30 protein-coding genes are annotated in these 22,583 nt (G+C 68.6%); 21 read left to right on the plus strand and 9 right to left on the minus strand.

Translation table 11 applies throughout. The annotated features are described in order from the left end of the window. Positions 1–9 precede the first annotated feature (9 nt). From rplF to truA, 18 genes are all read left to right on the plus strand, one after another. The gene (gene rplF, locus AB0J87_RS01705) at positions 10–552 is read left to right on the plus strand and encodes a 50S ribosomal protein L6 (RefSeq protein WP_192789899.1); all 543 of its coding nucleotides are present in this window, start codon (positions 10–12) and stop codon (positions 550–552) included. Between the two features lie 2 nt (positions 553–554). Continuing rightward, complete coding sequence (gene rplR / locus AB0J87_RS01710) at positions 555–938, plus strand: 50S ribosomal protein L18 (protein ID WP_185070632.1); 384 nt, start codon at positions 555–557, stop codon at positions 936–938. 25 nt (positions 939–963) lie between these two features. Continuing rightward, positions 964–1,593: a 30S ribosomal protein S5 gene (gene rpsE / locus AB0J87_RS01715; RefSeq protein WP_091090115.1), complete on the plus strand. Its 630-nt coding sequence runs from the start codon at positions 964–966 to the stop codon at positions 1,591–1,593. A gap of 2 nt (positions 1,594–1,595) precedes the next feature. Beyond that, positions 1,596–1,778, plus strand: coding sequence for a 50S ribosomal protein L30 (rpmD, locus tag AB0J87_RS01720; RefSeq protein WP_080043226.1), 183 nt, complete (start codon positions 1,596–1,598; stop codon positions 1,776–1,778). Between the two features lie 2 nt (positions 1,779–1,780). Next, positions 1,781–2,236, plus strand: coding sequence for a 50S ribosomal protein L15 (rplO, locus tag AB0J87_RS01725; RefSeq protein ID WP_350730993.1), 456 nt, complete (start codon positions 1,781–1,783; stop codon positions 2,234–2,236). Between the two features lie 166 nt (positions 2,237–2,402). Further along, a complete protein-coding gene (gene secY, locus AB0J87_RS01730) occupies positions 2,403–3,707 on the plus strand; it encodes a preprotein translocase subunit SecY (protein ID WP_350730995.1) in 1,305 nt (434 codons plus the stop codon). Continuing rightward, complete coding sequence (locus AB0J87_RS01735; RefSeq protein WP_185070637.1) at positions 3,707–4,357, plus strand: adenylate kinase; 651 nt, start codon at positions 3,707–3,709, stop codon at positions 4,355–4,357. Before secY ends, AB0J87_RS01735 begins: the two co-directional genes overlap by 1 nt. Positions 4,358–4,470: 113 nt before the next feature. Then, a complete protein-coding gene (map, locus tag AB0J87_RS01740; RefSeq protein WP_363962199.1) occupies positions 4,471–5,280 on the plus strand; it encodes a type I methionyl aminopeptidase in 810 nt (269 codons plus the stop codon). Positions 5,281–5,298: 18 nt separating this feature from the next. Beyond that, positions 5,299–5,748 carry a DUF1707 domain-containing protein gene (locus AB0J87_RS01745; RefSeq protein WP_363962200.1) on the plus strand — a complete coding sequence of 150 codons (450 nt, stop codon included), beginning with the start codon at positions 5,299–5,301 and terminating at the stop codon, positions 5,746–5,748. A 103-nt stretch (positions 5,749–5,851) separates the two neighbouring features. Further along, positions 5,852–6,253, plus strand: coding sequence for a hypothetical protein (locus tag AB0J87_RS01750; protein WP_350731001.1), 402 nt, complete (start codon positions 5,852–5,854; stop codon positions 6,251–6,253). 292 nt (positions 6,254–6,545) lie between these two features. Then, positions 6,546–6,767 carry a translation initiation factor IF-1 gene (gene infA, locus AB0J87_RS01755; RefSeq protein ID WP_012887858.1) on the plus strand — a complete coding sequence of 74 codons (222 nt, stop codon included), beginning with the start codon at positions 6,546–6,548 and terminating at the stop codon, positions 6,765–6,767. Positions 6,768–6,792: 25 nt separating this feature from the next. Next, on the plus strand, positions 6,793–6,906 hold the full coding sequence (rpmJ, locus tag AB0J87_RS01760) for a 50S ribosomal protein L36 (RefSeq protein ID WP_003956441.1): 114 nt from the start codon (positions 6,793–6,795) through the stop codon (positions 6,904–6,906). 223 nt (positions 6,907–7,129) lie between these two features. After that, positions 7,130–7,510, plus strand: a complete 381-nt coding sequence (rpsM, locus tag AB0J87_RS01765) for a 30S ribosomal protein S13 (RefSeq protein WP_125644650.1) — start codon at positions 7,130–7,132, stop codon at positions 7,508–7,510. 42 nt (positions 7,511–7,552) lie between these two features. After that, positions 7,553–7,957 carry a 30S ribosomal protein S11 gene (rpsK, locus tag AB0J87_RS01770; RefSeq protein ID WP_020542285.1) on the plus strand — a complete coding sequence of 135 codons (405 nt, stop codon included), beginning with the start codon at positions 7,553–7,555 and terminating at the stop codon, positions 7,955–7,957. 23 nt (positions 7,958–7,980) lie between these two features. Continuing rightward, on the plus strand, positions 7,981–8,607 hold the full coding sequence (rpsD, locus tag AB0J87_RS01775; RefSeq protein ID WP_185070645.1) for a 30S ribosomal protein S4: 627 nt from the start codon (positions 7,981–7,983) through the stop codon (positions 8,605–8,607). Between the two features lie 95 nt (positions 8,608–8,702). Further along, positions 8,703–9,719, plus strand: a complete 1,017-nt coding sequence (locus AB0J87_RS01780; protein WP_350731004.1) for a DNA-directed RNA polymerase subunit alpha — start codon at positions 8,703–8,705, stop codon at positions 9,717–9,719. A gap of 131 nt (positions 9,720–9,850) precedes the next feature. Further along, positions 9,851–10,393, plus strand: coding sequence for a 50S ribosomal protein L17 (gene rplQ / locus AB0J87_RS01785; protein WP_363962201.1), 543 nt, complete (start codon positions 9,851–9,853; stop codon positions 10,391–10,393). Between the two features lie 74 nt (positions 10,394–10,467). Then, a complete protein-coding gene (gene truA / locus AB0J87_RS01790) occupies positions 10,468–11,364 on the plus strand; it encodes a tRNA pseudouridine(38-40) synthase TruA (protein ID WP_363962202.1) in 897 nt (298 codons plus the stop codon). On the opposite strand, the gene AB0J87_RS01795 is transcribed toward truA, so the two are convergent. The 4 genes from AB0J87_RS01795 to AB0J87_RS01810 all read right to left on the minus strand — a co-directional run bounded on the left by AB0J87_RS01795 (position 11,329) and on the right by AB0J87_RS01810 (position 15,401). Next, complete coding sequence (locus tag AB0J87_RS01795; RefSeq protein WP_363962203.1) at positions 11,329–13,296, minus strand: hypothetical protein; 1,968 nt, start codon at positions 13,294–13,296, stop codon at positions 11,329–11,331. The genes truA and AB0J87_RS01795 overlap by 36 nt on opposite strands. Positions 13,297–13,400: 104 nt before the next feature. Continuing rightward, positions 13,401–14,066: a hypothetical protein gene (locus AB0J87_RS01800; protein ID WP_363962204.1), complete on the minus strand. Its 666-nt coding sequence runs from the start codon at positions 14,064–14,066 to the stop codon at positions 13,401–13,403. 2 nt (positions 14,067–14,068) lie between these two features. Further along, positions 14,069–14,647 (minus strand): hypothetical protein, encoded by a 579-nt coding sequence (locus AB0J87_RS01805; RefSeq protein WP_363962205.1) that lies wholly within the window; start codon positions 14,645–14,647, stop codon positions 14,069–14,071. Between the two features lie 73 nt (positions 14,648–14,720). Further along, positions 14,721–15,401 carry a CAP domain-containing protein gene (locus AB0J87_RS01810; RefSeq protein WP_363962206.1) on the minus strand — a complete coding sequence of 227 codons (681 nt, stop codon included), beginning with the start codon at positions 15,399–15,401 and terminating at the stop codon, positions 14,721–14,723. 386 nt (positions 15,402–15,787) lie between these two features. Between AB0J87_RS01810 and rplM the strand changes: the two genes are divergently transcribed. From rplM to glmM, 3 genes are read left to right on the plus strand one after another with little or no spacing between them, the layout of a single operon-like run. Then, complete coding sequence (rplM, locus tag AB0J87_RS01815) at positions 15,788–16,231, plus strand: 50S ribosomal protein L13 (protein WP_185070656.1); 444 nt, start codon at positions 15,788–15,790, stop codon at positions 16,229–16,231. Positions 16,232–16,257: 26 nt separating this feature from the next. Further along, positions 16,258–16,779, plus strand: coding sequence for a 30S ribosomal protein S9 (gene rpsI, locus AB0J87_RS01820; protein WP_350731016.1), 522 nt, complete (start codon positions 16,258–16,260; stop codon positions 16,777–16,779). 1 nt (position 16,780) lies between these two features. Beyond that, the gene (gene glmM / locus AB0J87_RS01825; protein ID WP_363962207.1) at positions 16,781–18,133 is read left to right on the plus strand and encodes a phosphoglucosamine mutase; all 1,353 of its coding nucleotides are present in this window, start codon (positions 16,781–16,783) and stop codon (positions 18,131–18,133) included. Between the two features lie 47 nt (positions 18,134–18,180). Here the strand turns inward: glmM and AB0J87_RS01830 are convergent, their stop codons facing one another. Genes AB0J87_RS01830 through AB0J87_RS01850 form a run of 5 tightly spaced genes read right to left on the minus strand, consistent with a single transcriptional unit; the run spans position 18,181 to position 22,533 of the window. Next, the gene (locus AB0J87_RS01830) at positions 18,181–18,897 is read right to left on the minus strand and encodes an ABC transporter permease subunit (RefSeq protein WP_363962208.1); all 717 of its coding nucleotides are present in this window, start codon (positions 18,895–18,897) and stop codon (positions 18,181–18,183) included. Further along, positions 18,897–19,811 carry an ABC transporter ATP-binding protein gene (locus tag AB0J87_RS01835; RefSeq protein WP_363962209.1) on the minus strand — a complete coding sequence of 305 codons (915 nt, stop codon included), beginning with the start codon at positions 19,809–19,811 and terminating at the stop codon, positions 18,897–18,899. The genes AB0J87_RS01830 and AB0J87_RS01835 overlap by 1 nt, the downstream gene beginning before the upstream one ends. Then, positions 19,808–20,665 carry an ABC transporter permease gene (locus AB0J87_RS01840; RefSeq protein WP_350731023.1) on the minus strand — a complete coding sequence of 286 codons (858 nt, stop codon included), beginning with the start codon at positions 20,663–20,665 and terminating at the stop codon, positions 19,808–19,810. The genes AB0J87_RS01835 and AB0J87_RS01840 overlap by 4 nt, the downstream gene beginning before the upstream one ends. Next, entirely contained in the window at positions 20,658–21,566 is a 909-nt protein-coding gene (locus AB0J87_RS01845) for an ABC transporter ATP-binding protein (RefSeq protein ID WP_363962210.1), read from the minus strand. Before AB0J87_RS01845 ends, AB0J87_RS01840 begins: the two co-directional genes overlap by 8 nt. Before the next feature lie 40 nt (positions 21,567–21,606). Further along, positions 21,607–22,533, minus strand: a complete 927-nt coding sequence (locus AB0J87_RS01850; protein ID WP_363962211.1) for a DUF389 domain-containing protein — start codon at positions 22,531–22,533, stop codon at positions 21,607–21,609. Positions 22,534–22,583: the final 50 nt, after the last annotated feature.

Consider the following 22,583-nt stretch of genomic DNA (forward strand, 5'->3'; position numbering starts at 1 on the left):
GAACACAGCATGTCGAGAATCGGACGGCTGCCCATCCCTGTGCCCAGCGGCGTAGACATCACGATCGCCGGCCAGGATGTCCAGGTCAAGGGCCCGAAGGGCACGCTCAGTCACAAGGTCGCCGAGCCCATCACGGTCGCTCGCGACGACGACGGCGCCATCGCCGTCTCCCGGCCCAACGACGAGAACAAGGTCCGTGCGCTGCACGGCCTGTCCCGGACGCTGATCGCCAACATGGTGCAGGGCGTCACCCAGGGTTACTCCAAGTCTCTGGAGATCGTCGGCGTCGGTTACCGCGTCCAGGCCAAGGGCCCGACGCAGCTGGAGTTCTCGCTGGGCTTCAGTCACCCGGTCATCGTGGACGCCCCCGAGGGCGTCACCTTCCGCGTCGAGAAGCCGACCCTGTTCCACGTGGACGGCATCGACAAGCAGAAGGTCGGCGAGGTCGCGGCCAACATCCGCAAGCTGCGCAAGCCTGACCCGTACAAGGGCAAGGGCGTGCGCTACCAGGGCGAACAGATCCGCCGCAAGGTCGGAAAGGCTGGTAAGTAGGCATGGCTCCGAAGACTGCGTTCAGCAAGCACACGGCTGCCCGCACCGTCTCGCGGGCTCGCCGTCACCGCCGCGTCCGCAAGTTCGTCGTCGGTACGGCCGAGCGTCCGCGCCTGGTCGTCAACCGCTCGACGCGTCACATGTTCGTCCAGATCGTGGACGACTCCGTCGGCCACACGCTGGTGAGCGCGTCCACCATGGACGCGGCACTGCGCACGCTGGAGGCGGACAAGACCGAGAAGGCGAAGAAGGTCGGCGAGCTCCTCGCTCAGCGGGCCAAGGAAGCCGGGATCACCAAGGTCGTCTTCGACCGCGGTGGCAACCGCTACGCCGGCCGCATCGCGGCTCTGGCGGACAGCGCCCGCGAAGGCGGGCTCGAATTCTGATGGCAACTGAGAAGAGGAACCACTGATGGCTGCAGCTCCGCGTCGCGGTGGCGGCACCGGTGGCGAGCGGCGGGACCGTCGTGACGATCGCCGCGGTGGCGCCGCCGACAAGGGCGTCTCGTACATCGAGCGCGTAGTGAAGATCAACCGAGTGGCCAAGGTCGTGAAGGGTGGTCGTCGCTTCAGCTTCACCGCCCTCGTCGTCGTCGGTGACGGCAACGGCCTGGTCGGCGTCGGCTACGGCAAGGCCAAGGAAGTGCCCGCGGCCATCGCCAAGGGCGTCGAAGAGGCGAAGAAGCACTTCTTCAAGGTGCCTCGGATCCAGGGCACCATCCCGCACACCGTGCAGGGCGAGGAGGCGGCCGGTGTCGTCTTCCTGCGTCCGGCCTCGGCCGGTACCGGCGTCATCGCCGGTGGCCCGGTGCGTGCGGTGCTGGAGTGCGCCGGCATCCACGACGTGCTGTCGAAGTCGCTCGGCTCCGACAACCCGATCAACATCGTGCACGCCACCGTGGCGGCTCTGAAGGGCCTCTCGCGCCCCGAGGAGATCGCCGCCCGCCGTGGCCTGCCGATCGAGGACGTCGCTCCGGCCCGCATGCTGAAGGCTCAGCGTGAGGGTCTCGCCGAGGCGGCGGCCGCGAAGGCGGTGAGCTAGTCATGGCACGCCTGAAGATCACTCAGGTTCGCTCGAAGATCGGTGGCAAGCAGAACCAGCGTGACTCGCTGCGTTCGCTTGGCCTGAAGCGAATCGGCGACGTCGTCGTCAAGGAGGACCGGCCCGAGATTCGCGGGATGGTCTCCGTGGTGACGCACCTCGTCGAGGTGGAAGAGGTCGACTAGTCATGACTGACAAGGCTCCGCTCAAGATTCACGACCTGCGTCCCGCCCCCGGCGCCAACAAGGCCAAGATCCGCAAGGGTCGTGGCGAGGCGTCGAAGGGCAAGACGTCCGGTCGCGGCACCAAGGGCAGCCACGCCCGTACGACGGTCCCCCTCGGCTTCGAGGGTGGCCAGGTGCCGCTGCAGAGGCGTCTGCCGAAGCTCAAGGGCTTCTCCAACGCGCTGTTCAAGACGACCTACCAGGTCGTCAACCTGGACAAGCTCGGCGAGCTGTTCCCCGACGGTGGCGAGGTCACCGTCGAGTCGCTGGTCGCCAAGGGCGCTGTCCGCAAGAACCAGCTCGTGAAGGTGCTCGGCACCGGCGAGATCTCCGTCGCTGTGAACGTTCAGGCTCACGCCTTCTCGTCCGCGGCGAAGGAGAAGATCGCCGCTGCGGGTGGCTCCGTTACCGAGCTGTAAGAGCTATTACGAGGCGTGGGGGCTTTGACAAATGCCCCCACGCCCGTAGTGCGTTAGAGTTCGCGAGACGGCAGGCTTCTGACCGTCTCGTCTGACCTAAGACAGACATGGCAGATCCCCGCACCATCGCATACTCACACCGCCGTAAAGGCGCGCAGGAGGGACCGTGCTGACCGCGTTTACCCGGGCGTTCCGGACACCGGACCTGCGCAAAAAGTTGCTCTTCACCCTGGGCATCATCGCGCTTTTCCGTCTCGGCTCGGTTCTTCCGACTCCGGGAGTTCACGTCCAGAACCTCGCCGCCTGTTTCGAGCAGGCCCGTAACGGAGCCGCCGGCAACATCTACGGGATGGTGCAGCTTTTCAGCGGTGGTGCGCTCCTGAAGCTGTCGGTGTTCGCGCTGGGCATCATGCCGTACATCACCGCGAGCATCATTCTCCAGCTACTCGTCGTCGTGATCCCGCGTCTCGAGGCGCTGAAGAAGGAGGGACAGGCCGGTCAGACCAAGATTACGCAGTATACGCGTTATCTGACCATCGGTCTTGCCGTCCTGCAGTCCACCGCCTTCATCGCTCTGGCCCGCACCGGGCAGCTGTTCCCGAACTGCCAGCAGGACGTGCTCCTCGACCCCGACAACATCTTCCAGATCGTGACGATGGTGGTCATCATGACCGCCGGTACGTCCGTGATCATGTGGCTCGGTGAGCTCATCACCGACCGCGGTGTCGGCAACGGCATGTCCATCCTGATCTTCACGCAGGTCGTGGCGGTCTTCCCGTCCGAGCTGGCCAACATCTTCCAGGCGAACAAGTTCACCTTCACGGTCGTCATGGTCGTCGGTGTCTTCATGATCGCCGCGGTGGTCTTCGTCGAGCAGGCGCAGCGTCGCATCCCGGTCCAGTACGCCAAGCGGATGGTCGGGCGCAGGATGTACGGCGGCACGTCCACCTACATTCCGCTGAAGGTCAACCAGGCCGGCATCATCCCGGTCATCTTCGCGTCCTCGCTGCTCTACCTGCCGCAGCTGCTGACGTCGCTCTTCCAGAGCACGGACAACGCGTTCATCCGCTGGATCTCGCAGAACCTGGCCACCGGTGACACGCCGATCTACATGACCACGTTCTTCGTGTTGATCATCTTCTTCACGTACTTCTACGTGTCCATCACGTTCAACCCCACTGAAGTCGCCGACAACATGAAGAAGTACGGTGGGTTCATTCCGGGCATCCGTCCTGGCAGGCCGACGGCTGAATACCTGAACTTCGTGCTCACTCGTCTGACCGCGCCGGGCTCGCTCTATCTGGGTCTGATCGCCATGGTCCCGATCGTCGCGCTGGCGGTGTCCGGTGCGAGCCAGAACTTCCCGTTCGGAGGGACGAGTATTCTGATCATGGTAGGCGTCGGCCTTGACACCGTTAAGCAGATCGAGAGCCAGCTCCAGCAGCGTAACTACGAAGGTTTCCTGCGGTAGTGCGTCTCGTTCTGGTCGGGCCCCCCGGAGCGGGTAAGGGGACACAGGCCCAGTACATCGCATCGAACCTGTCCATCCCGAAGATCTCGACAGGTGACATCTTCCGTGCCAACGTCTCGGGGGGCACGGATCTTGGCAAGCTGGCCAAGACGTACATGGACCGTGGTGATCTGGTGCCCGACGAGGTCACCATCGCCATGGTCCGTGACCGTCTGTCCGAGGACGACGCGCAGGACGGGTTCCTGCTCGACGGCTTCCCGAGGAACGTCGCACAGGCGGAGATCCTGCGCGACATGCTCAAGGACTGGGGCCAGGCGCTCGACCTCGTACTCGAGCTCGTCGTCGACGACGACGAGGTGGTCAGGCGGCTGGCCGGCCGGCGCACCTGCAGCCAGTGCGGCCGTATCTGGCACGTCGAGTTCGACGACAAGAAGGACGACAAGTGCGACGCGTGCGGGGGCGCGCTCTTCCAGCGTGACGACGACAAGGAGGAGACCGTCAGGCACCGCCTGGAGGTCTACCAGGAGCAGACGGCGCCGCTGGTCTCCTACTACGCCGACGAGGGCATTCTCGTGGGGGTCGACGCCACGGGCCCGGTCGAGGAGGTCACCCAGCGGGCCATGGAGGCGATCCGCCCGTTCATGGGATAGCTCCAGTTACGAGCGATTTGCGGAGGTGGCACGGGTTTCCGTGCCACCTCGCGGCTATTGTGGGGGGAATTGGGCCCCCATTGTGGCCCGTTGAAGACCCAGGGGGGCAGAAGATGTTCAAACGGAACAGACACGGCATCCAGATCAAGTCACCGGAGCAGCTGGAGAAGATGCGGGCGGCGGGCCTGGTGGTCGGGCGCACGCTCGACCTGCTGAAGCGCTCGGTCGAGCCCGGCATGACGCCGCTCGACCTCGACGTCATCGCCGAGAAGGCGATCAGGGACGAGGGCGCGATCCCGTCGTTCAAGGGCTACCAGGGCTTCCCGGCGACGATCTGCGCGTCGGTGAACGACGAGGTGGTGCACGGCATCCCGACCGACGCCAGGAAGCTGCGCGAGGGCGACGTCATCTCCATCGACTGCGGCGCGATCCTGGACGGCTGGCACGGCGACTCGGCCGTGACGGTGCCGATCGGCGAGGTGGACCCCAAGCTCACCGAGCTGATGCGGATCACCGAGGAGGCCATGTGGCGCGGCATCGCGGCGCTGCGGGTCGGCCGCCATCTGTCCGACATCGGCTACGAGGTGGAGCGGTACGTCAAGTCGCAGGGCCGCTTCGGCATCCCCCCGGAGTACGGCGGCCACGGCATCGGCACTGAAATGCACATGGACCCGTGGATCGCCAACCACGGCCGGCCCGGCCGGGGCCCGGTGCTGGAAGAGGGCATGTGCCTGGCCATCGAGCCCATGGTGAACCTGGGCACCGAGCGCACCCGCGTGCTGGCCGACGAGTGGACCGTCGTGACGGTCGACGGCAAGCAGTCCGCACACTTCGAGCACAGTGTCGCCGTGACACATAATGGTCCTTGGGTGCTGACCGCCCTGGACGGCGGGCAAGAGCGCCTTACCCAACCGCAGAACTGACCCCCGGGAGTGGGTGGGATGGCGAACAGCCCCGAGATGCGAGCCTCCGACGCCGACCGCGACCGCGTCGCCGCCATCCTCCGCGAGCACACCGCGCAGGGCCGCATCACGATGGACGAGTTCAACGAACGGCTCGAGCAGCTCTACAAGAGCAGGACGTACGGAGAGCTGGCCAAGCTCACGGTCGACCTGCCGGACGTGGACCTGCGCAACCGGCCCGCCACGGTGCCGCAGAGCCCCGCACGGCGCACCGGCATGCATCCGGGCATGCGGGCGGCCTGGGGCGCCTGGGCGACGGCCAGCGGCATCAACTGGGTGATCTGGCTGATCGTGAGCCTCACGTCCGAGCACCTGATCTACCCCTGGCCGCTGTGGGTCATGGGTCCGTGGGGCGTCATCCTGCTGATCAGCACCGTCTTCGGCAACCCGCCGCCCGACAAGCCCAAGAAGCCCAAGAAGCTCAAGTAGGGCTGTGTGCACTAGTGCACTGTGTGCATTCGTGCGCAGTACGGATATGTCTGGATTCCTAACGTGAGCTGTGTCGGGAAGCACGACTCACGGAGGAACCGAAATGCGCAAGATCCTTGCGGCCACCGCTCTCGCCGGCTCGATCGCCCTCACCGGGCTCGCCGTCGCCCCCGCCGCCCAGGCGGCCACCGCCACCCAGTCGTCGGTCACGTCGATCAGCAGCTGGGGCAAGTACTACTCCAGCAACCACAAGGCCTTCACCTACGGCAAGACCTGGAAGCAGAACGGCAAGGTCTACACCCACTGGTACGGCAAGGAGTTCACCCCGAAGAAGGGGTACGTGTGGTTCAAGTACTACTCCGGCGGCAGCTGGCACAAGTTCGTCCAGGGCTGGGACGGCTCGTACCAGGCGACCTGGTCGAAGTTCGGCATCCAGAAGCTGTACACCTACACCTGCTGGGGCGGCCCGTTCAAGTACTGCGGTCCGACGCACCGCATCTACTAGGACCTCACCCATGGGAACAGGGCCCGCCGGGATCTCTCCCTCGGCGGGCCTTCCGCTTTCCCCGGAAGGTCTGAAGGCCGGTGAACGTGGGGTAGACTCGTCCGTGGTTGTGTCAGGACACCTGGCACGCGTTTCGCGTTTTAGTCTCAGGTGTCGTACACTCCTTAGTCGGCTCACTATGACTATCACGCGTCGGCGGCCTTTGCCGGTCGCCGCTCTCTTCGAAGCGTGAAGTCGCGGCTGCTTAGTGAACCGGAGCCTCAGACGATCGATCAGTGAAACGCGAGGAATCTTGGCCAAGAAAGACGGCGCCATCGAGATCGAGGGCACTGTGGTCGAGTCGCTCCCGAACGCCATGTTCCGGGTGCAGCTCGACAACGGCCATAAGGTCCTGGCCCATATCAGCGGGCGGATGCGGATGCACTACATCCGGATTCTGCCGGACGACCGGGTAGTCGTTGAACTGAGCCCCTACGACCTGAGTCGTGGGCGGATCGTCTACCGATACAAGTAAGACGTCTGAGGAATCACGAAGGACAATGAAGGTAAAGCCGAGCGTCAAGAAGATCTGCGACAAGTGCAAGGTGATCCGCCGGCACGGTCGCGTCATGGTGATCTGCGACAACCTGCGCCACAAGCAGCGCCAGGGTTAGTCGCCGCAAGGCTCCTCCGAGTCCGCCCCGATTGAGGGAGCGGGCTCGACGCATGAGGAGCCTGAGTCAGTAATCGCGTCTCACACCTGAGCAGGCGGGCCCTTTTCGAAAGGCTCGAACCGCTCCGGAGACCCCCGGTCGGAGGCCGGGGCCCTCACCCCGGGCATTGGGGAGGGGTAGTGCGGCGCAAGACCTCCGCCACAAAGAAGGAGAATGCCCGACCATGGCTCGCCTGGTTGGCGTCGACCTCCCCCGCGAGAAGCGGCTGGAGATCGCTCTCACCTACATCTACGGAATCGGCCGCACCCGCGCCCAGGAGATCCTCCAGGCCACCGGTGTCAGCGGCGACCTCCGTGTGCACCAGCTCTCCGACACCGAGCTCGTCCCGATGCGTGACTACATCGAGGCGAACTTCAAGATCGAGGGTGACCTGCGCCGCGAGGTCCAGGCCGACATTCGTCGCAAGATCGAAATCGGTTGCTACCAGGGCATCCGGCACCGCAAGGGCCTGCCCGTCCACGGCCAGCGCACGCAGACCAACGCGCGCACCCGCAAGGGCAAGAAGAAGACCGTGGCCGGTAAGAAGAAGCCCGGTAAGAAGTAGTCCACAGCCGCGGACCGAAGACCTCAGGAGTAATGGCAAACAATGCCTCCTAAGAGCCGTCAGGGCGCCCCGAAGAAGGTGCGCCGCAAGGAAAAGAAGAACGTCGCTCACGGGCACGCCCACATCAAGAGCACGTTCAACAACACCATCGTCTCGATCACGGACCCCAACGGGAACGTGATCTCCTGGGCCAGCGCCGGCCACGTGGGTTTCAAGGGCTCCCGTAAGTCCACCCCGTTCGCCGCCCAGATGGCCGCGGAAAACGCCGCTCGCCGCGCCATGGAGCACGGCATGCGCAAGGTGGACGTCTTCGTCAAGGGTCCCGGCTCCGGCCGTGAGACCGCGATCCGCTCCCTCCAGGCCACCGGCCTCGAGGTGGGTTCGATCCAGGACGTCACCCCGGTCCCGCACAACGGTTGCCGGCCGCCGAAGCGCCGCCGCGTCTGAACAAGCCCAGGAGATATTGAGAAATGGCTCGTTACACGGGCGCCGACTGCAAGCTCTGCCGTCGCGAGAAGACCAAGCTCTTCCTCAAGGGCAGCAAGTGCGAGTCTGCCAAGTGCCCCATCGAGATCCGTCCTTACCCGCCGGGTGAGCACGGCCGCGGACGTCCCAAGGAGTCCGAGTACCAGCTTCAGCTTCGTGAGAAGCAGAAGACCCGCCGCATCTACGGCGTCCTCGAGAAGCAGTTCCACAACTACTACGAGGAAGCCACCCGCAAGACCGGCAAGACCGGTGAGGCGCTGCTCCAGATCCTGGAGAGCCGTCTCGACAACGTCGTCTACCGCGCCGGGTTCGCCCAGTCGCGTGACGCCGCCCGCCAGCAGGTGCGCCACGGCCACATCCTGGTGAACGGCAAGAAGGTCGACATCCCGTCCTACCGCATTCGCGAGCACGACATCATCGAGGTCCGCGAGAACAAGCGCAACCTTCTGCCCTACGAGGTCGCCAGGGCGACCGCGGGCGAGCGCACCGTTCCCGCGTGGCTCGGCGTCGTGCCCGAGAAGCTCCGCGTCCTGGTTCACCAGCTGCCGGTTCGCCAGCAGATCGACACCCAGGTCCAGGAGCAGCTCATCGTCGAGTACTACTCGAAGTGAGCCTGAGTTGAGGTGCGGATTTCCGCACCTCAACTACGCTGTTTATCGGAGTGGCGTCATATAGCGGGCGCCACACGAAAAAGGGGAGACCCCGCATGCTGATCGCTCAGCGCCCGACTCTTCTCGAAGAGTCGCTCGACGACACCCGGTCCCGGTTCGTCATCGAACCGCTGGAGCCGGGCTTCGGTTACACCATCGGCAACTCGCTCCGCCGCACGCTGCTGTCGTCCATTCCGGGCGCGGCCGTGACGAGCATCCGGATCGAGGGCGTCCTGCACGAGTTCTCGACCGTTCCCGGGGTCAAGGAAGACGTCACTGACATCATCCTCAACCTCAAGGAGCTGGTCGTCTCCTCCGAGCACGACGAGCCGGTCGTGATGTACCTGCGCAAGCAGGGCCCGGGTGAGGTCACCGCCGCCGACATCGCGCCGCCGGCCGGTGTCGAGGTGCACAACCCCGAGCTGCGCATCGCCACGCTCAACGGCAAGGCGAAGCTGGAGATGGAGCTGACCGTCGAGCGCGGTCGCGGCTACGTCTCCGCCGCCCAGAACAAGCAGCCGGGCCAGGAGATCGGTCGCATTCCGATCGACTCGATCTACTCCCCGGTGCTCAAGGTCACCTACAAGGTCGAGGCGACCCGAGTCGAGCAGCGCACCGACTTCGACCGTCTCATCCTCGACGTCGAGACCAAGCCGGCCATGAAGCCCCGCGACGCGGTGGCCTCCGCCGGTAAGACCCTCGTCGAGCTCTTCGGCCTGGCCCGCGAGCTCAACGTCGAGGCCGAGGGCATCGACATCGGCCCGTCGCCGACCGACGCCGCCCTGGCCGCGGATCTGGCGCTGCCGATCGAGGAGCTCAACCTCACCGTTCGCTCCTACAACTGCCTCAAGCGCGAGGGCATCCACACCGTGGGTGAGCTCGTCGCGCGCAGCGAGCAGGACCTGCTGGACATCCGCAACTTCGGCGCCAAGTCGATCGAAGAGGTCAAGCAGAAGCTGCACGAGATGTCGCTGGCGCTCAAGGACTCCCCGCCCGGGTTCGACCCGAGCGCGGTGGCCGGCGGCGGCTACGACGACGACGACAGCGCGTACGTCGAGACCGAGCAGTACTGATCCGCTTTTCGAAGGCCCCGCGCGGTGTCATGGCGCGGGGCCACAGCAACGGATCGCATGAGCGACTGCGATCCGGCCCGACTCCGGTACCTGGTACGGCCGGGGCGGGTTAATCCAGGAGGAGAGAGACCATGCCCAAGCCCACCAAGGGTGCACGTCTTGGCGGCAGCCCGGCGCACGAGCGGCTGATCCTGGCCAACCTGGCCACCGATCTGTTCCGCCACGGCAAGATCCGCACGACGGTCGCCAAGGCCAAGCGCCTGCGCCCGCTGGCGGAGCGCCTGATCACCAAGGCGAAGAAGGGCGACATCCACAACCGTCGCCAGGTCCTGACCGTCGTCAAGGACAAGGGCGTCGTACACCACCTCTTCACCGAGATCGCGACGACGTTCGCCGAGCGTCCCGGTGGCTACACCCGGATCACCAAGGTCGGTCCGCGCAAGGGCGACAACGCCCCGATGGCGGTCATCGAGCTGGTGGCCGAGCCGCTGAACGGCGTCACGACCCGCCGCACCGAGGCCCCGGCCGCCGCCGCGGCTCCGGCGCCCGCCGCGGAGGAGACCGAGGCTCCGGAGGCCCCCGAGGCCGCCGCCGAGGAGACCCCCGCCGCGGAGGCTCCCGCTGCGGAGGAGGCCCCGGCCGCCGAGGCTGAGGCGAAGAAGGACGAGGCCTGATCTTTCAGGTCGGACGAGACGGGCCCGGACCCCCTGCGGGGTGCGGGCCCGTTTTCAGTTGAAGGAGGATCATCGTGGTACGGCTCCGCCTCGACCTCGCGTACGACGGGACCGACTTCTCCGGATGGGCCAGGCAGCCGGGACGCCGGACCGTCCAGGGCGAGATCGAGCAGGCGCTCGGCAGGATCCTGCGCCTCGGCGAGCCCGCGATGCTGACCGTGGCCGGCCGCACCGACGCCGGCGTGCACGCGCGCGGCCAGGTGGCCCACGTGGACGTGCCCGACGGGTCTCTGGCCGAGCTCGACGGCAACAGGGGGCCCCTGGACGTCCATGAGCGGCTCGCTGCGCTTGTCAGGCGCCTGGGCGGGGTCCTGCCCCCAGATGTACGCGTTCATCGGGTCTCCGTGGCTCCTGAGGGCTTCGACGCGCGTTTCTCGGCGATGTTCCGCCGATACGCGTACCGGGTGAGCGACGCGGTGGGCGGCGTCGACCCGCTGCGGCGGCGCGAGGTGGTCTGGCACAACCGGTCGCTGGACGCCGGCGCGCTCAACGCGGCGGCGGCGCGGCTGCTCGGGGAGCACGACTTCGCGGCGTTCTGCAAGAAGCGCGAGGGCGCGACCACGATCAGGGAGCTGCAGCGGCTGGATTGGGCCCGCGAGCCCGACGGGGTGCTGGTGGCGACCGTCGTGGCGGACGCGTTCTGCCACTCGATGGTGCGGGCGCTGGTCGGGTCGCTGCTGGCGGCCGGTGACGGCAGCCGGCCGGTGGAGTGGCCCGGCCAGGTGCTGACGCGGGCCGTACGGGACTCGGGGGTGCACGTCGCGCCCGCGCACGGGCTGTGCCTGGAGGAGGTGGGCTACCCGGCGGCGCCGGAGCTCGCCGCGCGGGCTCGGGCCACGCGGCGAGTGCGCACCACCGCCCTCCAGCGGACGCCGTCAGCCCTTGGTGAGGCGGCGCTCGAGGACGAGTGAGGTCTGGTCCCGGAACGCCCCGCTGACCTTGGGCAGCGTCTTCTCCTTGGACTCGGGGGTGTGGCCGTCGGCGTAGGTGGCGTAGCTGAAGATGATGTAGCGGCCCCACACCAGCCCGGCCGCGTAGCCGCCGGCGATGTTCACGCGCTCGCCGCCCGAGCCGTCGGCGCCGGGGAGCGGGCGGAACCAGACGTTGCGTGAGAGGTTCTTGGACTGGTCGGCGATGATGGCCGCGTCCTTGTCGGGCAGGACCGCTATGCCCGTGGTGACCGCGTAGCGGTGCTTGCTGTCGACGTAGGTGGCCCTGAGCACGCGGCTGCACTTCTGCTCTTTGAGCGCGTCCGCGAAGTCCCCTGTGGCGGCCTTGTCGCAGCTCGTCTCCACGGCCGCCTTGACCCTGGTGAACGTGGTGCCCGCCGCGCTGACCTTCTTCTTCGGGAACGCCTCCGAGAGCGACAGCTTCTGCGGGTCGGTCTGCTCGGAGTTGAGGATGGACGTGCCGTCGGGGGCGTCGGAGGGCGCCGCGGCGGCGGGCGTCTCGGTGCTGGGCTCGCTTGACGCGGTGGGCCGGGTGGCGGCCGTGGTCGGCGTGGGGGAGGTGACCGCCTGGTAGGCGAAGAATCCGCCGGTCGCGACCCCGGCCAGGGCCAGCGCGCCCAGCGTGACGAGCAGGGCCCGCTTGCTCTTGCCGGGTGGGGCGGGAGGCGGGGGCGGGGTCTGGAACGGTGGCTGTTTGAACGCTCCAGGCGGGAACGCCGGGCTGCCGCCCTGGGGCCGGCTGAGCGGGGCGGCGGGCTTCTGTCCCCAGGTGTCCCTGGGGAACGGGAGATCGGGCAGCTTGGCCTCGGATGGTGGGTTGGGGGGCCAGACGGGCACGTCGCCGGGCTCGGGCGGGTGGGCCGGCAGGTTGGCCGGATCGGACAGGGAGAGCGGCGGGGCGCCGTGTTCGGCGGGGTTCGGGGTGAAGGAGGACAGCACCGGTTCGGTGAGGTCCTCCTCCGGCGAGGCGATCGGGGCCGGCAGGAAGCCGTCGGGAGGGGTGTCCTGGTCGGCGATGGACGAGGGCTGGGCCCTGCCCTCCGCCTGCTGGGCGGCCTCCCGGCGGGCCGCGTCCGGGTCGAAGTAGTGGGCCGGGCGGGCGAGGCCCTCCGGTTGGGTGGCGTTGGGGTCGTAGCCCGGCTCGTCGTTGTCGGGCTCGGCCACCAGCTCGCCCGTGGCGGCGGGCCAGGGCGGCTTGGCGTGCGGGTCGCTGGGCGGCGCGGGCCACACCGGCATGCCCGCCGCGGCGGCGGTGAACGCCGGTGGCGGCTCCCACGACGGGCCGCCGGGCGCGGCCTGCTCCGCGGGCCAGGCGCCGGGCTCCGGGTCGTCCCAGGGGCGGATGGCCCGCACCTGTTCGGCTCGTATCTGCTCGCCCAGCGTGGGGCGCGACCGGCCGATGAGCGTCTGGTCGGGGTCCTCCGCCTCGGCGGCGGGGTGCGGCGGGCGCAGGCCGCCCGGGCGGGTGGGCTCGGACTCGTCGTCGTACCAGTCGTACGGCGCTGCGTCGTCGCCCGCCACCTCCCACGGCTGGACGCCGGGCGGCTCGTCGTTGTCGGGCGACGCGGATCGTGTTCCGGAGTTGGGCGACTCGGGCGGCGGCCCCCCGAAGGCGGGAACGGCGGGTCGCGTCCCGGAGTCGGGCGACTCGTACGGCGCTCCCCTGAAGACGGGAACGTCCGCCGCCTCGCCCGGCGGGGCGGGCGGCGCGTCGTCGTCAGGGCTGTGCGCCGCGTCGTCGGAGGAGCCGCGCTGTTCCTCGTCGGCGGGGGCGAACGCCGGTGGTACGTCTCGCCCGCTGGTCTGGCCGAAGCTCGGCGGTGGCGTCGCTGGTGCGGCCGATCCGTCGGCTTCCCTGCGATCGTGCTCAGACCCGGGTTCCTGGCCACGCATAGGGCGAGCCTAGCGAGAGTAGCGAGATCGTTATGTCGGTATGAGCGTTCCCAGTGGGATCCGGCATCCCGTTTGGGGGCTTATCGAATAAGAAGCCGTTTTCGCTAAAGGGGGCTGCCGGTGAGCGTGCGGTTGTCCAGAGCCTTGAAGACCGTCGCCTTGGTGATGTCGTTGATGGCGCCGAAGATCTGCTTGGAGCCCTTCTTGTCCGGCTTCGTGCCGTCCTTGTTCTGGAACCAGACCATGATCGCGTAGTGGCCGTGCGTCCAGATCCTGGCGCCGCCCGCACCCGAGCCGAGCTGCTTGGTGACACTGTCCTTGCCCGCCAGCGGCTTCACGTAGTTGGCCGTGCTGCCGGCCTTGGCCACCTTGGACGCCAGTTTGCTGGTCTTGAGGTTGGCCACGCCGACCGTGCCGATGATCTTGCCGGCCTTGTCACGGAAGCTGGCGCGTACGAGCTGGTTGCACTTGCCGTCCTTGAGCGCCTTCTTCAAGGCGTCGCCCAGGGCGCCGTCAGCGCACTTCTTGTCCTTGCTGGTGACCGTCATCTCGTACGACCGGCCCGCGACCGTGATCTTCTTCGTCTTGCCGAAGATCTCCTTGACCGTGATCGGCTCGGGGTCCGTGGACCGTTCGGCCGCGAAGCCGTACTTGCCGGGCGGGGCCGACGGGAGCGGCGGCGCGGTCATGCGAGGGGTCGTGGTCTGGGCCGTGACGGGCTTGTCGGCGTTCCACATCATCGCGAGGCCGCCGCCGAGCAGGCCGAGCACCGTTATGCCGCCGATGGCGAACCACAGCGGGGCGCGCGAGCGCGGGCCCTCGTCGTACGGGCTCCAGCCGACCCTGCTCTGCGGTGCCCGGTCGCCGTCCTGCGGCGCGCTGTCGGCCTTGCTCTCCTGCTCGGCGTCGTCGGCGGCGCGTTGCTTGCGGGAACGGCGGGAGCGGCGCGGGGCGTCGTCGCCGTCGCCGGAAGAGTCCGGGCCGTCAGGGCCACCGGGTCCACCAGGGCCTTCCGGTCCGCCGAAGAAGCCGGGGCCGCCGGGTCCACCAGGGCCAGGGCCGCCAGGGCCGCCAGGACCGCCGGGGCCGCCAGGGCCAGGACCACCGGGACCAGGACCACCAGGACCAGGACCACCGGGACCGCGACCGCCAGGGCCGCCAGGGCCGGGGCCGCCGGGTCCGCCAGGAGCACCGGGGCCGTTGGGGGCGCCGAAAAAGCCCGGTCCGCCGGGACCGCCAGGGCCGCCAGGGCCGCCGGGTCCACCAGGGCCGGGGCCGCCGGGACCATCGGGGCCGGCCGGACCGCCGGGACCGTTCGGAGCGCGGCGTCTGCCCGCAGGCTGGAAGACACTCCCCATGCCATAGGGGGCGCTGTTTTCACGTCCTTCGGGAAAAGCCATGCGGCGACATTACCGTGATGCGCGTCATCGGGTTCCGAAGTCCTGGGTCCACCATGGCCCGTCCGGGCCGGACGCGACGCCCACCCCGATGGCCTTCAGCCCGCAGTCGAGGATGTTCTTGCGGTGGTCGGGGCTGTCGAGCCAGCCGCGTACCGCCTCGTCGGGGGTGCTGTACCCGGCGCCGATGTTCTCGGCGGCGCCCCAGCGGTATCCCGCGCGCTCCATCCGGTCCCACGGCGACGAGCCGTCGGGGGAGGTGTGCGCGAGCTGCCCGGTCTGGGCCATCTCCAGCGAGTGCGTACGCGCGGAGCTGGAGAGGCCGGAGTCCACCCTCAGCGCCCCGCAGCCGTGGCGGGACCGGGCGGAGTTGGTCAGCGAGACGACCTTGGCCGCCAGCCCGGGCATGATCTGCACGCCGCCGCTGCCGTCGCTGAGCATCGCGGGGTTGTCCTGGGAGTTGAACCCGGCGATCTGGCCGTCGGGCGATCTGGTGGCCTTGGGGGTGGCCCGGCCGCGCGGCATGGCCTTGGTCGTGATCTCCCTGGGGATCATCTCGACCTGCTGCTGCGCCTTCCTGGCCGTCGTCGGAGCGGGGTTTGCGGTGGCAGCGGCGGGCGGGGCGGTCTCGTTGAGATAGACATGGGGGGTCGGCTCGGCGTCGTCGGTGAGCCGGCCGAGCAGCACCCCCGTGAAGAGCACGGTCATGAGGCAGGCCAGCACCCCCAGGTGATTCCGGCGCCGAGCGCCCCGCTGGGTTGGCCGGGAGTGAGAGTTCTGCCACATACCGCCGCTAACGATAGGGATGTCTGGTCCTGGGAAAGAAGAGGTCCCAGGGAAACGAAACCTAACCGTTCTGCGTTCGGGTAGACTCGCTCAGGGCTACTGGTCGTTTTGACCTGCGCGCCTTTGGGCGAGTAGCTTAGGTTCGTTGTGTGCATAGGTCCCGCGTGACCAATGCGCGGCGCGTCCGGCGTCATCTCCCGCAATGAGGAGACGGAAGGTCCGGGCCGTCGTGTGCCCGCACCGACCGACCAAATGTAGCTGTCGCATCCGACAGCGCCGAAGACGCGAGCATAAAGAAGGCTACGACCGTGCGCACGTACTCACCGAAGCCCGCCGACGTCCAGCGTCAGTGGTACGTCATCGACGCGACCGATGTCGTGCTGGGCCGGCTGGCCAGCCACGTCGCGACCCTGCTCCGCGGCAAGCACAAGCCGATCTTCGCTCCCCACGTCGACACCGGTGACTTCGTCATCGTGATCAACGCGGACAAGATCGCGCTCAGTGGTAACAAGCTTGAGCAGAAGAAGGCGTACCGCCACTCGGGCTACCCGGGCGGTCTGCGTTCCGTCAGCTATGGCGAGCTCATGGAGAAGCGGCCGGACAAGGCCGTCGAGAAGGCCGTCAAGGGCATGCTTCCGAAGAACTCCCTCGGCCGGAAGATGGCGAAGAAGCTGAAGGTCTACGCGGGTTCCGAGCACCCGCACCAGGCTCAGCAGCCGGTGCCGTTCCAGATCACCCAGATCGCCCAGTAGTAGTTCGAAAGAGTTAGAGGAGAACCGTGGCTGAGCCCACCGGTGTCGAGACGGCCGTCGAGCCCGAGCTGGAGGAAATCTCCAGCGAGGAATTCCCGTCCGAGTACACCACCGAGTCCGCCGCCAGCGCCGACGCGCCCGTGCGCAAGCCCGTCACCACGGGCAACTCGTACGGCACCGGCCGCCGCAAGGAGGCGATCGCCCGCGTGCGCATCGTCCCCGGCACCGGCAAGTGGACGATCAACGGTCGTTCGCTGGACGTCTACTTCCCGAACAAGGTCCACCAGCAGATCGTCAACGAGCCCTTCGTGGTGCTCGGCGCCGAGGAGGCGTTCGACGTCATCGCGCGCATCGACGGCGGCGGCGTGACCGGCCAGGCCGGCGCGCTGCGCATGGGCCTGTCCCGCGCCCTGGCGATCCTGGACGTCGAGATCAACCGGCCGCCGCTGAAGAAGGCCGGCTTCCTCACCCGTGACGCCCGCGCCACGGAGCGGAAGAAGTACGGCCTCAAGAAGGCCCGCAAGGCTCCGCAGTACAGCAAGCGCTAAATTGGCGCGCCTTTTCGGCACCGACGGGGTACGTGGGGTCGCGGGTCGCGACCTCACGGCGCAGCTCGCCATGGACCTTTCGGTCGCGGCGGCTCACGTCCTCGGCGATGCGGGCGCGTTCGCCGCTGCCGGCCGCAAGAGCAGGCCGGTGGCGGTCGTGGGCCGGGACCCTCGCGCCTCGGGAGAGTTTCTCGAGGCCGCGGTGGTCGCCGGCCTCGCGGCGTCCGGTGTGGACGTGCTGCGCCTCGGCGTACTTCCCACCCCGGCCGTCGCCCACCTCACCGCCGCGCTCGGCGCCGATCTCGGCGTCATGCTGTCGGCCTCGCACAACCCGGCGCCCGACAACGGCATCAAGTTCCTGGCCCGCGGCGGCTTCAAGCTGTCGGACGCGGTCGAGGACGAGATCGAACGGCGGCTGGGCGAGGACTGGAGCTTTCCCGTCGGCTCGGCCGTGGGCCGGGTGCGGGAAGCGTACGGTGAGGCCAACCGGTACGTCTCCCACCTGCTGACCACGATGAACGCCGCGCTCGACGGGCTGAACATCGTGGTCGACTGCGCTCACGGCGCCGCCCACATGGTGGCCCCGGAGGCGCTGGTGCGGGCGGGCGCCAGGGTCGAGGCCATCGGCGCCAGGCCCGACGGCCTCAACATCAACGCCGGCCACGGCTCCACCCACCTGGACAAGCTCGCGCAGATCGTCGTGTCGCGCGGGGCGGACCTGGGCGTGGCCTACGACGGCGACGCCGACCGCTGCCTGGCGATCGACCACACGGGCGCGATCGTCGACGGCGACCGCATCATGGCCATCCTCGCCGCCGCCATGCACGGCGAGGGCCTGCTGGCCAAGGACACCGTGGTGGCGACCGTGATGTCCAACCTGGGCTTCAAGCTGGCCATGCGCGACGCGGGCATCACCGTGGTGGAGACCGCGGTCGGCGACCGCTACGTGCTGGAGCGGATGAAGTCCGACGGCTACAACCTGGGCGGGGAGCAGTCGGGCCACGTCATCATGCTCGACCACGCCACCACCGGCGACGGCCTGCTCACCTCGCTCCACCTGCTGGGCGTGGTGGCCAAGTCGGGCGTTTCGCTGAAGGAGCTGGCCGCGGTGATGACGCCGCTGCCGCAGATCCTGATCAACGTCAAGGACGTGGACAAGGGCAAGGCCGCCGCTCCCGAGCTGCTGGCCGCCGTCGCCGAGGCGGAGGGCGAGCTGGGGGAGACGGGCCGGGTCCTGATCAGGCCGAGCGGCACCGAGCCGATGATCCGGGTCATGGTCGAGGCCGCGTCGGAGGAGCACGCCACCCAGGTGGCCGGCCGCCTCGCCGACGTGGTGCGCACGGCCTGCGTCTGAGCGACTGTCCGAACGGCCCGCGGGGGTGACCCCCGCGGGCCGTTCGTTCATTCGTCCCCGGTGAGCGAGAAGACCCGCAGCCGCTGCCCCGCCCAGAAGACGCCGACCACCGTGACGACGATCAGTGCGGGTACGGCGAAGCTCAGCGCGACGTCCGCCTCGACGAAGGCGGAGTCGGAGATCTGCTTGGCTATCGTCTGGCCCCACTGCTGGATCGAGAACTTGCGGGCGCCCTGGATGAAGTTGCCCACCACGCTCTCCCAGACGAGGGCGTAGATGATGCCGATCGTGACCGCGTGCCGGGTGACGACGCCCAGCAGGAGGAAGACGGCGGCGTACGCGATGCCGGCCACCAGGGCTCCCAGCGCGAATCCCGGGGCGATGCCGTCCTCGTTGCCGGCCAGGATCCAGGCCGCCACGTAGGTGGGCACGGCGCCGAACAGGGCCATCAGCGAGGCCGCCACCAGGAACTTCGTCCGGACGATGACCGGGCGGGAGATCGGCTTGGACATCAGGTGGATGATCGTGCCGTCGTCGATCTCCGGGGCGATGACCCCCGTGCCGGCGATCAGGCCCAGCAGGGGGAGCATGGTGCTGATGGCGAACTTCTGCATCAGCTGCACGGCCGCGCTCTGGTCGTCCCCGCCGAGCACGCGGAAGAGCACGGCCAGCCCGATCAGGGCGAGCGGCAGCAACAAGAGCAGGATGATACGGCGCCTACCGAGCAGAGCCCGGTAAGTAATGCCCGCGACAACTGGATTCATCAGGTGCTCCTGTTGATGAGGTAGGAGAAGACGCTCTCCAGGTCCTCGTCCGCAGGGGAGACCTGGTGCAGGTGTACGCCTTCCGCCTGGGCCACCCGGGGGAGGAGCCAGGCGAAGCGGCGGAACTCGGCGGCCTGGACCTCCAGGCCGTCGGGACGGAGGGTGATGCCGCCCGTCGAGTGGTCGCGGATGAGGGCGGCGGCGAGCTTCCTGTCGTCGCTCGAACGGATCACGAACAGGTGGGGCCGGTCGGTCATCAGGCGCCGGATCTCGCGGAAGTTGCCCGACGCCGCGTGCCGGCCCGCCACCAGCACCTCGATGTGCTGGGCGACCCGTTCGACCTCCTCCAGGATGTGGGAGCTGAACAGGATCGTCTTGCCCGCCGTGCCCATGGCGCGGATCAGGTCCATGAGGTGGAGGCGCTGGCGGGGGTCCATGCCGTTGAACGGCTCGTCGAGCAGGAGCACGGGCGGGTCGTGGACGAGCGCCGCGGCCACCTTGACGCGCTGGCGCATGCCCTTGGAGTACGTCTCCACGCGCCGGTCCTTGGGCTCCTCCATCTCGACCGTGGCCAGGGCCTTGCGGGCCGCCTCGACCGGGTCGCCCAGCCCGTGGAGGCGGGCGGCCGAGAGGACGAACTGCCAGCCGGTGAGGAAGCCATACACTCCCTCCCGTTCCGGGACTAGGCCGATATTTCGGTAAATGTGGTGGTTCTTCCAGACCTGCTGGCCGTCCAGCGTGACCGACCCGTTGGACGGCGACAGGAAGCCCGCCATCATGTGCAGGAGTGTGGACTTGCCCGCCCCGTTGGGGCCGAGCAGGCCCGTGACGCCGGGGCCGATCGTCATGGTGACGTCGTTGACCGCCACCACGTTGCCGTACCAGCGGGAAACCTGAGACAGCTCGATCTTCACCGTGCGGCCGCCTTCCTGTAGCGCAGCGCGAGGGCGCCCACGGCGAGCGCCACCAGCACCACGAGGGCCGCGGCCGAGGTGGGCCCGCTCGGGTAGTCCCCTTCGGGGATGTGCGGCGGGGTGCCGAACAGCCAGGCCTGTACGGAGTCCACCAGCCAGAACGGGTTGGCCAGCCAGGCCCAGGAGGCCGCGGCCTCGTTGCCCGAGGCGTACAGGGACCCGTAGATCAACGGGACCGACGCCGACGACAGCAGGTAGACGGCGATCACGGAGGCCACCCCGAGCCCGCGCCGCGGCGTGAACGAGGCCAGCGCCAGCCCGAACGACGACATCAGCACGGCCAGCAGCAGCGCCATGAGGACGGAGCCGAGGTATTCGCCGGTGGCCGGCGGCCCGGGCATGTCCACCACCAGCTCGCCGGCGTAGATCAACGTCAGGGGCACCGCCACCAGCAGGAAGAGCGCCGCGGTCATCGCCGTGACCTTGGCGCCCACGTACTCGGCGATCGAGACGGGACGCGACAGGTAGAGCGGCAGCACGCGGTAGCGCAGGTCGGGCGCGACCACGGTGGGCGCCTGCGCGGCCAGGAAGACCGCGACGACGGCCTGCATGATGACGGCGAAGCCGCTGTAGGGGAGGATGCGCTGCTGGGCCAGGGCCATCGTCGCGACGGCCACGACGGCCGGCAGGAGCATGATGACGAAGAGGGAGAACGGCATGATCTTGCTGCGGGCCGTGCGCCCGAGGCCGAAGATGCCGCGCAGGCTGTGGACGGTCAGCGCCCGGGTCGCGTAGGCCCGGCCGAGCCGGGGCCCGTCGTAGTGGCGGTAGCCGATGTCGTAGATCTCAGACACCCGCCACCTCCTCCCTGAAGACGTCCTCGATGCGGTGACGTCCCTGTTCGAGGCGGATGAGGCAGAGGTCCAGGTCGACGGCGGCGTCCCGGATCGCGTCGAACGTCTCGGGCCCGAGAACCTTGACCACCAGCAGGCGGCCCTGCTGCGAGACCGTCTGGCCGGCCTCGGTCAGCCGGGCGGCCAGCCGCTCCAGCCCCTCCTCGACCTCGACCGTGACGGTCTGCGTGGCCTGGGTGAACTCGCCGATCGCGGACGAGCGCAGCAGCCGCCCGGAGTCGATGACGATCACGTGGTCGCAGATGCGCTCCAGCTCGCCCAGCAGGTGGGAGGTGACCAGCACGCTGATGCCGAACTCGGTGCCGATGCGCCTGATCAGCGTCAGCATCTCGTCGCGGCCGCGCGGGTCGAGGCCGTTGGTGGGCTCGTCGAGGAAGACCAGCTTGGGGTCGTGCACCAGGGCCTGGGCCAGCTTGACGCGCTGCTTCATGCCCGTGGAGTAGCCCCCGACGGCACGATAGCGCTCTTCGGCCAGGCCCACGTGGCGCAGCACGTCGGCGGCGCGCTCGCGGGCGGCGGTGCGCGGCAGGCCGGACATCTGTGCGAGGTGGACGACCAGCTCGGTGGCGGAGACGTCGGGCGGGAGGCATTCGTGCTCGGGCATGTAACCGACGAGCCGGCGGATCTCGGCGCCCTGCGCGGTCACGTCCAGATCGAGCACCTTGGCCGCGCCGCCGGTGGGCGGCAGCAGGCCGAGCAGGATCTTGAGCAGCGTCGACTTGCCCGCGCCGTTCGCCCCCACCAGACCGGTGACGCCGGGCCCCACGGTGACCGTGAGCTGGTCGACCGCGGTGACGGTGGGGAAGCGTTTGGTCAGCCCCTCGGTGGCGAGGATGTGCATGTGCCCGACCGTACCGGGCGGGCGAGGGCCGCCGCCTCGTTCAGACGGATGAACGCCGTCCTACTTGAGGCCAGAATTTCCGCTGGACCAGCAGCGTCCCCGTGCCCGCGATGATCATGCCGAGGATGTTGACGGCGAGTTGCGAGACCGAGCCGTAGACCTCGTTCCAGTCGCCCAGCGCCAGCGCGACGGCCACGTAGCCGGCCGCGGGCACGGTGGTGACCGAGATGAAGACGCCGACCAGGGCCGACGACTTGCCCGCCGTGACCGACAGCACCCCGGCCGCGCCCGCGAGCAGCGCCACGATGAACGACCACCGGTCCGGCTTGACGATGAACTGGACCTCCGCGTTCCGGAGGAGGTGTTCGATGCCGATCCAGCCCAGCCAGTTCGAGACGAGCGCGCAGGCGAACGTGATCGCGATCGCCACCGTGAACCCGACGACCAGCGTCTTCAGCGCCGCGGTGACCAGGTGCCAGCCGCCGCGCAGCAGGCCGAAGCAGATGCCCGCGACCGGGCCGAACTCCGGCCCGAGCACCATCGCGCCGACGATCAGGATGGGGGAGTTCTGCAGGATGCCGATGCCCGCGAGCTGCGTGGCGATGGCCAGGAAGGCCAGGTACGCCCACGTCATGCGGGAGTCGGCGTGCACCCGGTGCGCGAGCTCCTCCCACACCACGGCGTCGTCGGGATCGCCGGGCGCCTCCTCGACCGCGTCGGTCGCGACCCTGGACAGCGACAGATCGACCTGCTCGATGGCGATGGAGCCCTCGGTCTCCAGCCACTTGAGCCGGTTCAGCACCTCGTTGGCCGACTCGCGCGCCGCGTCGCAGAGGATCACGTCGCCCGCCGGCTCGCGGGCCGCGCCCGGCAGGACGACGATGTTGGTGACGCCTGGGCAGTCCTCCAACACCGTCGTCGCCTCGGCGGTCCGCGCGGCCGGGCTGATCAGTCGCAGATGTAGCACATGGGCCATTGTCGTCTATCGGACGTTGATGGCGTTTTGACACATCTGCG

It is taken from the genome of Nonomuraea sp. NPDC049625, assembly GCF_040675285.1.
GTDB classification, from domain to species: domain Bacteria; phylum Actinomycetota; class Actinomycetes; order Streptosporangiales; family Streptosporangiaceae; genus Nonomuraea; species Nonomuraea angiospora_A.

Bases quoted from the DNA above. Each gene is read 5' to 3' on its own strand.
- rplF (WP_192789899.1), top strand. From the start codon at position 10: ATGTCGAGAATCGGACGGCTGCCCATCCCTGTGCCCAGCGGCGTAGAC.
- rplR (WP_185070632.1), top strand. From the start codon at position 555: ATGGCTCCGAAGACTGCGTTCAGCAAGCACACGGCTGCCCGCACCGTC.
- rpsE (WP_091090115.1), top strand. From the start codon at position 964: ATGGCTGCAGCTCCGCGTCGCGGTGGCGGCACCGGTGGCGAGCGGCGG.
- rpmD (WP_080043226.1), top strand. From the start codon at position 1,596: ATGGCACGCCTGAAGATCACTCAGGTTCGCTCGAAGATCGGTGGCAAG.
- rplO (WP_350730993.1), top strand. From the start codon at position 1,781: ATGACTGACAAGGCTCCGCTCAAGATTCACGACCTGCGTCCCGCCCCC.
- map (WP_363962199.1), top strand. From the start codon at position 4,471: ATGTTCAAACGGAACAGACACGGCATCCAGATCAAGTCACCGGAGCAG.
- AB0J87_RS01745 (WP_363962200.1), top strand. From the start codon at position 5,299: ATGGCGAACAGCCCCGAGATGCGAGCCTCCGACGCCGACCGCGACCGC.
- AB0J87_RS01750 (WP_350731001.1), top strand. From the start codon at position 5,852: ATGCGCAAGATCCTTGCGGCCACCGCTCTCGCCGGCTCGATCGCCCTC.
- rpmJ (WP_003956441.1), top strand. From the start codon at position 6,793: ATGAAGGTAAAGCCGAGCGTCAAGAAGATCTGCGACAAGTGCAAGGTG.
- rpsM (WP_125644650.1), top strand. From the start codon at position 7,130: ATGGCTCGCCTGGTTGGCGTCGACCTCCCCCGCGAGAAGCGGCTGGAG.
- rpsK (WP_020542285.1), top strand. From the start codon at position 7,553: ATGCCTCCTAAGAGCCGTCAGGGCGCCCCGAAGAAGGTGCGCCGCAAG.
- rpsD (WP_185070645.1), top strand. From the start codon at position 7,981: ATGGCTCGTTACACGGGCGCCGACTGCAAGCTCTGCCGTCGCGAGAAG.
- AB0J87_RS01780 (WP_350731004.1), top strand. From the start codon at position 8,703: ATGCTGATCGCTCAGCGCCCGACTCTTCTCGAAGAGTCGCTCGACGAC.
- rplQ (WP_363962201.1), top strand. From the start codon at position 9,851: ATGCCCAAGCCCACCAAGGGTGCACGTCTTGGCGGCAGCCCGGCGCAC.
- AB0J87_RS01795 (WP_363962203.1), bottom strand. From the start codon at position 13,296: ATGCGTGGCCAGGAACCCGGGTCTGAGCACGATCGCAGGGAAGCCGAC.
- AB0J87_RS01810 (WP_363962206.1), bottom strand. From the start codon at position 15,401: ATGACCGTGCTCTTCACGGGGGTGCTGCTCGGCCGGCTCACCGACGAC.
- AB0J87_RS01830 (WP_363962208.1), bottom strand. From the start codon at position 18,897: ATGAATCCAGTTGTCGCGGGCATTACTTACCGGGCTCTGCTCGGTAGG.
- AB0J87_RS01845 (WP_363962210.1), bottom strand. From the start codon at position 21,566: ATGCACATCCTCGCCACCGAGGGGCTGACCAAACGCTTCCCCACCGTC.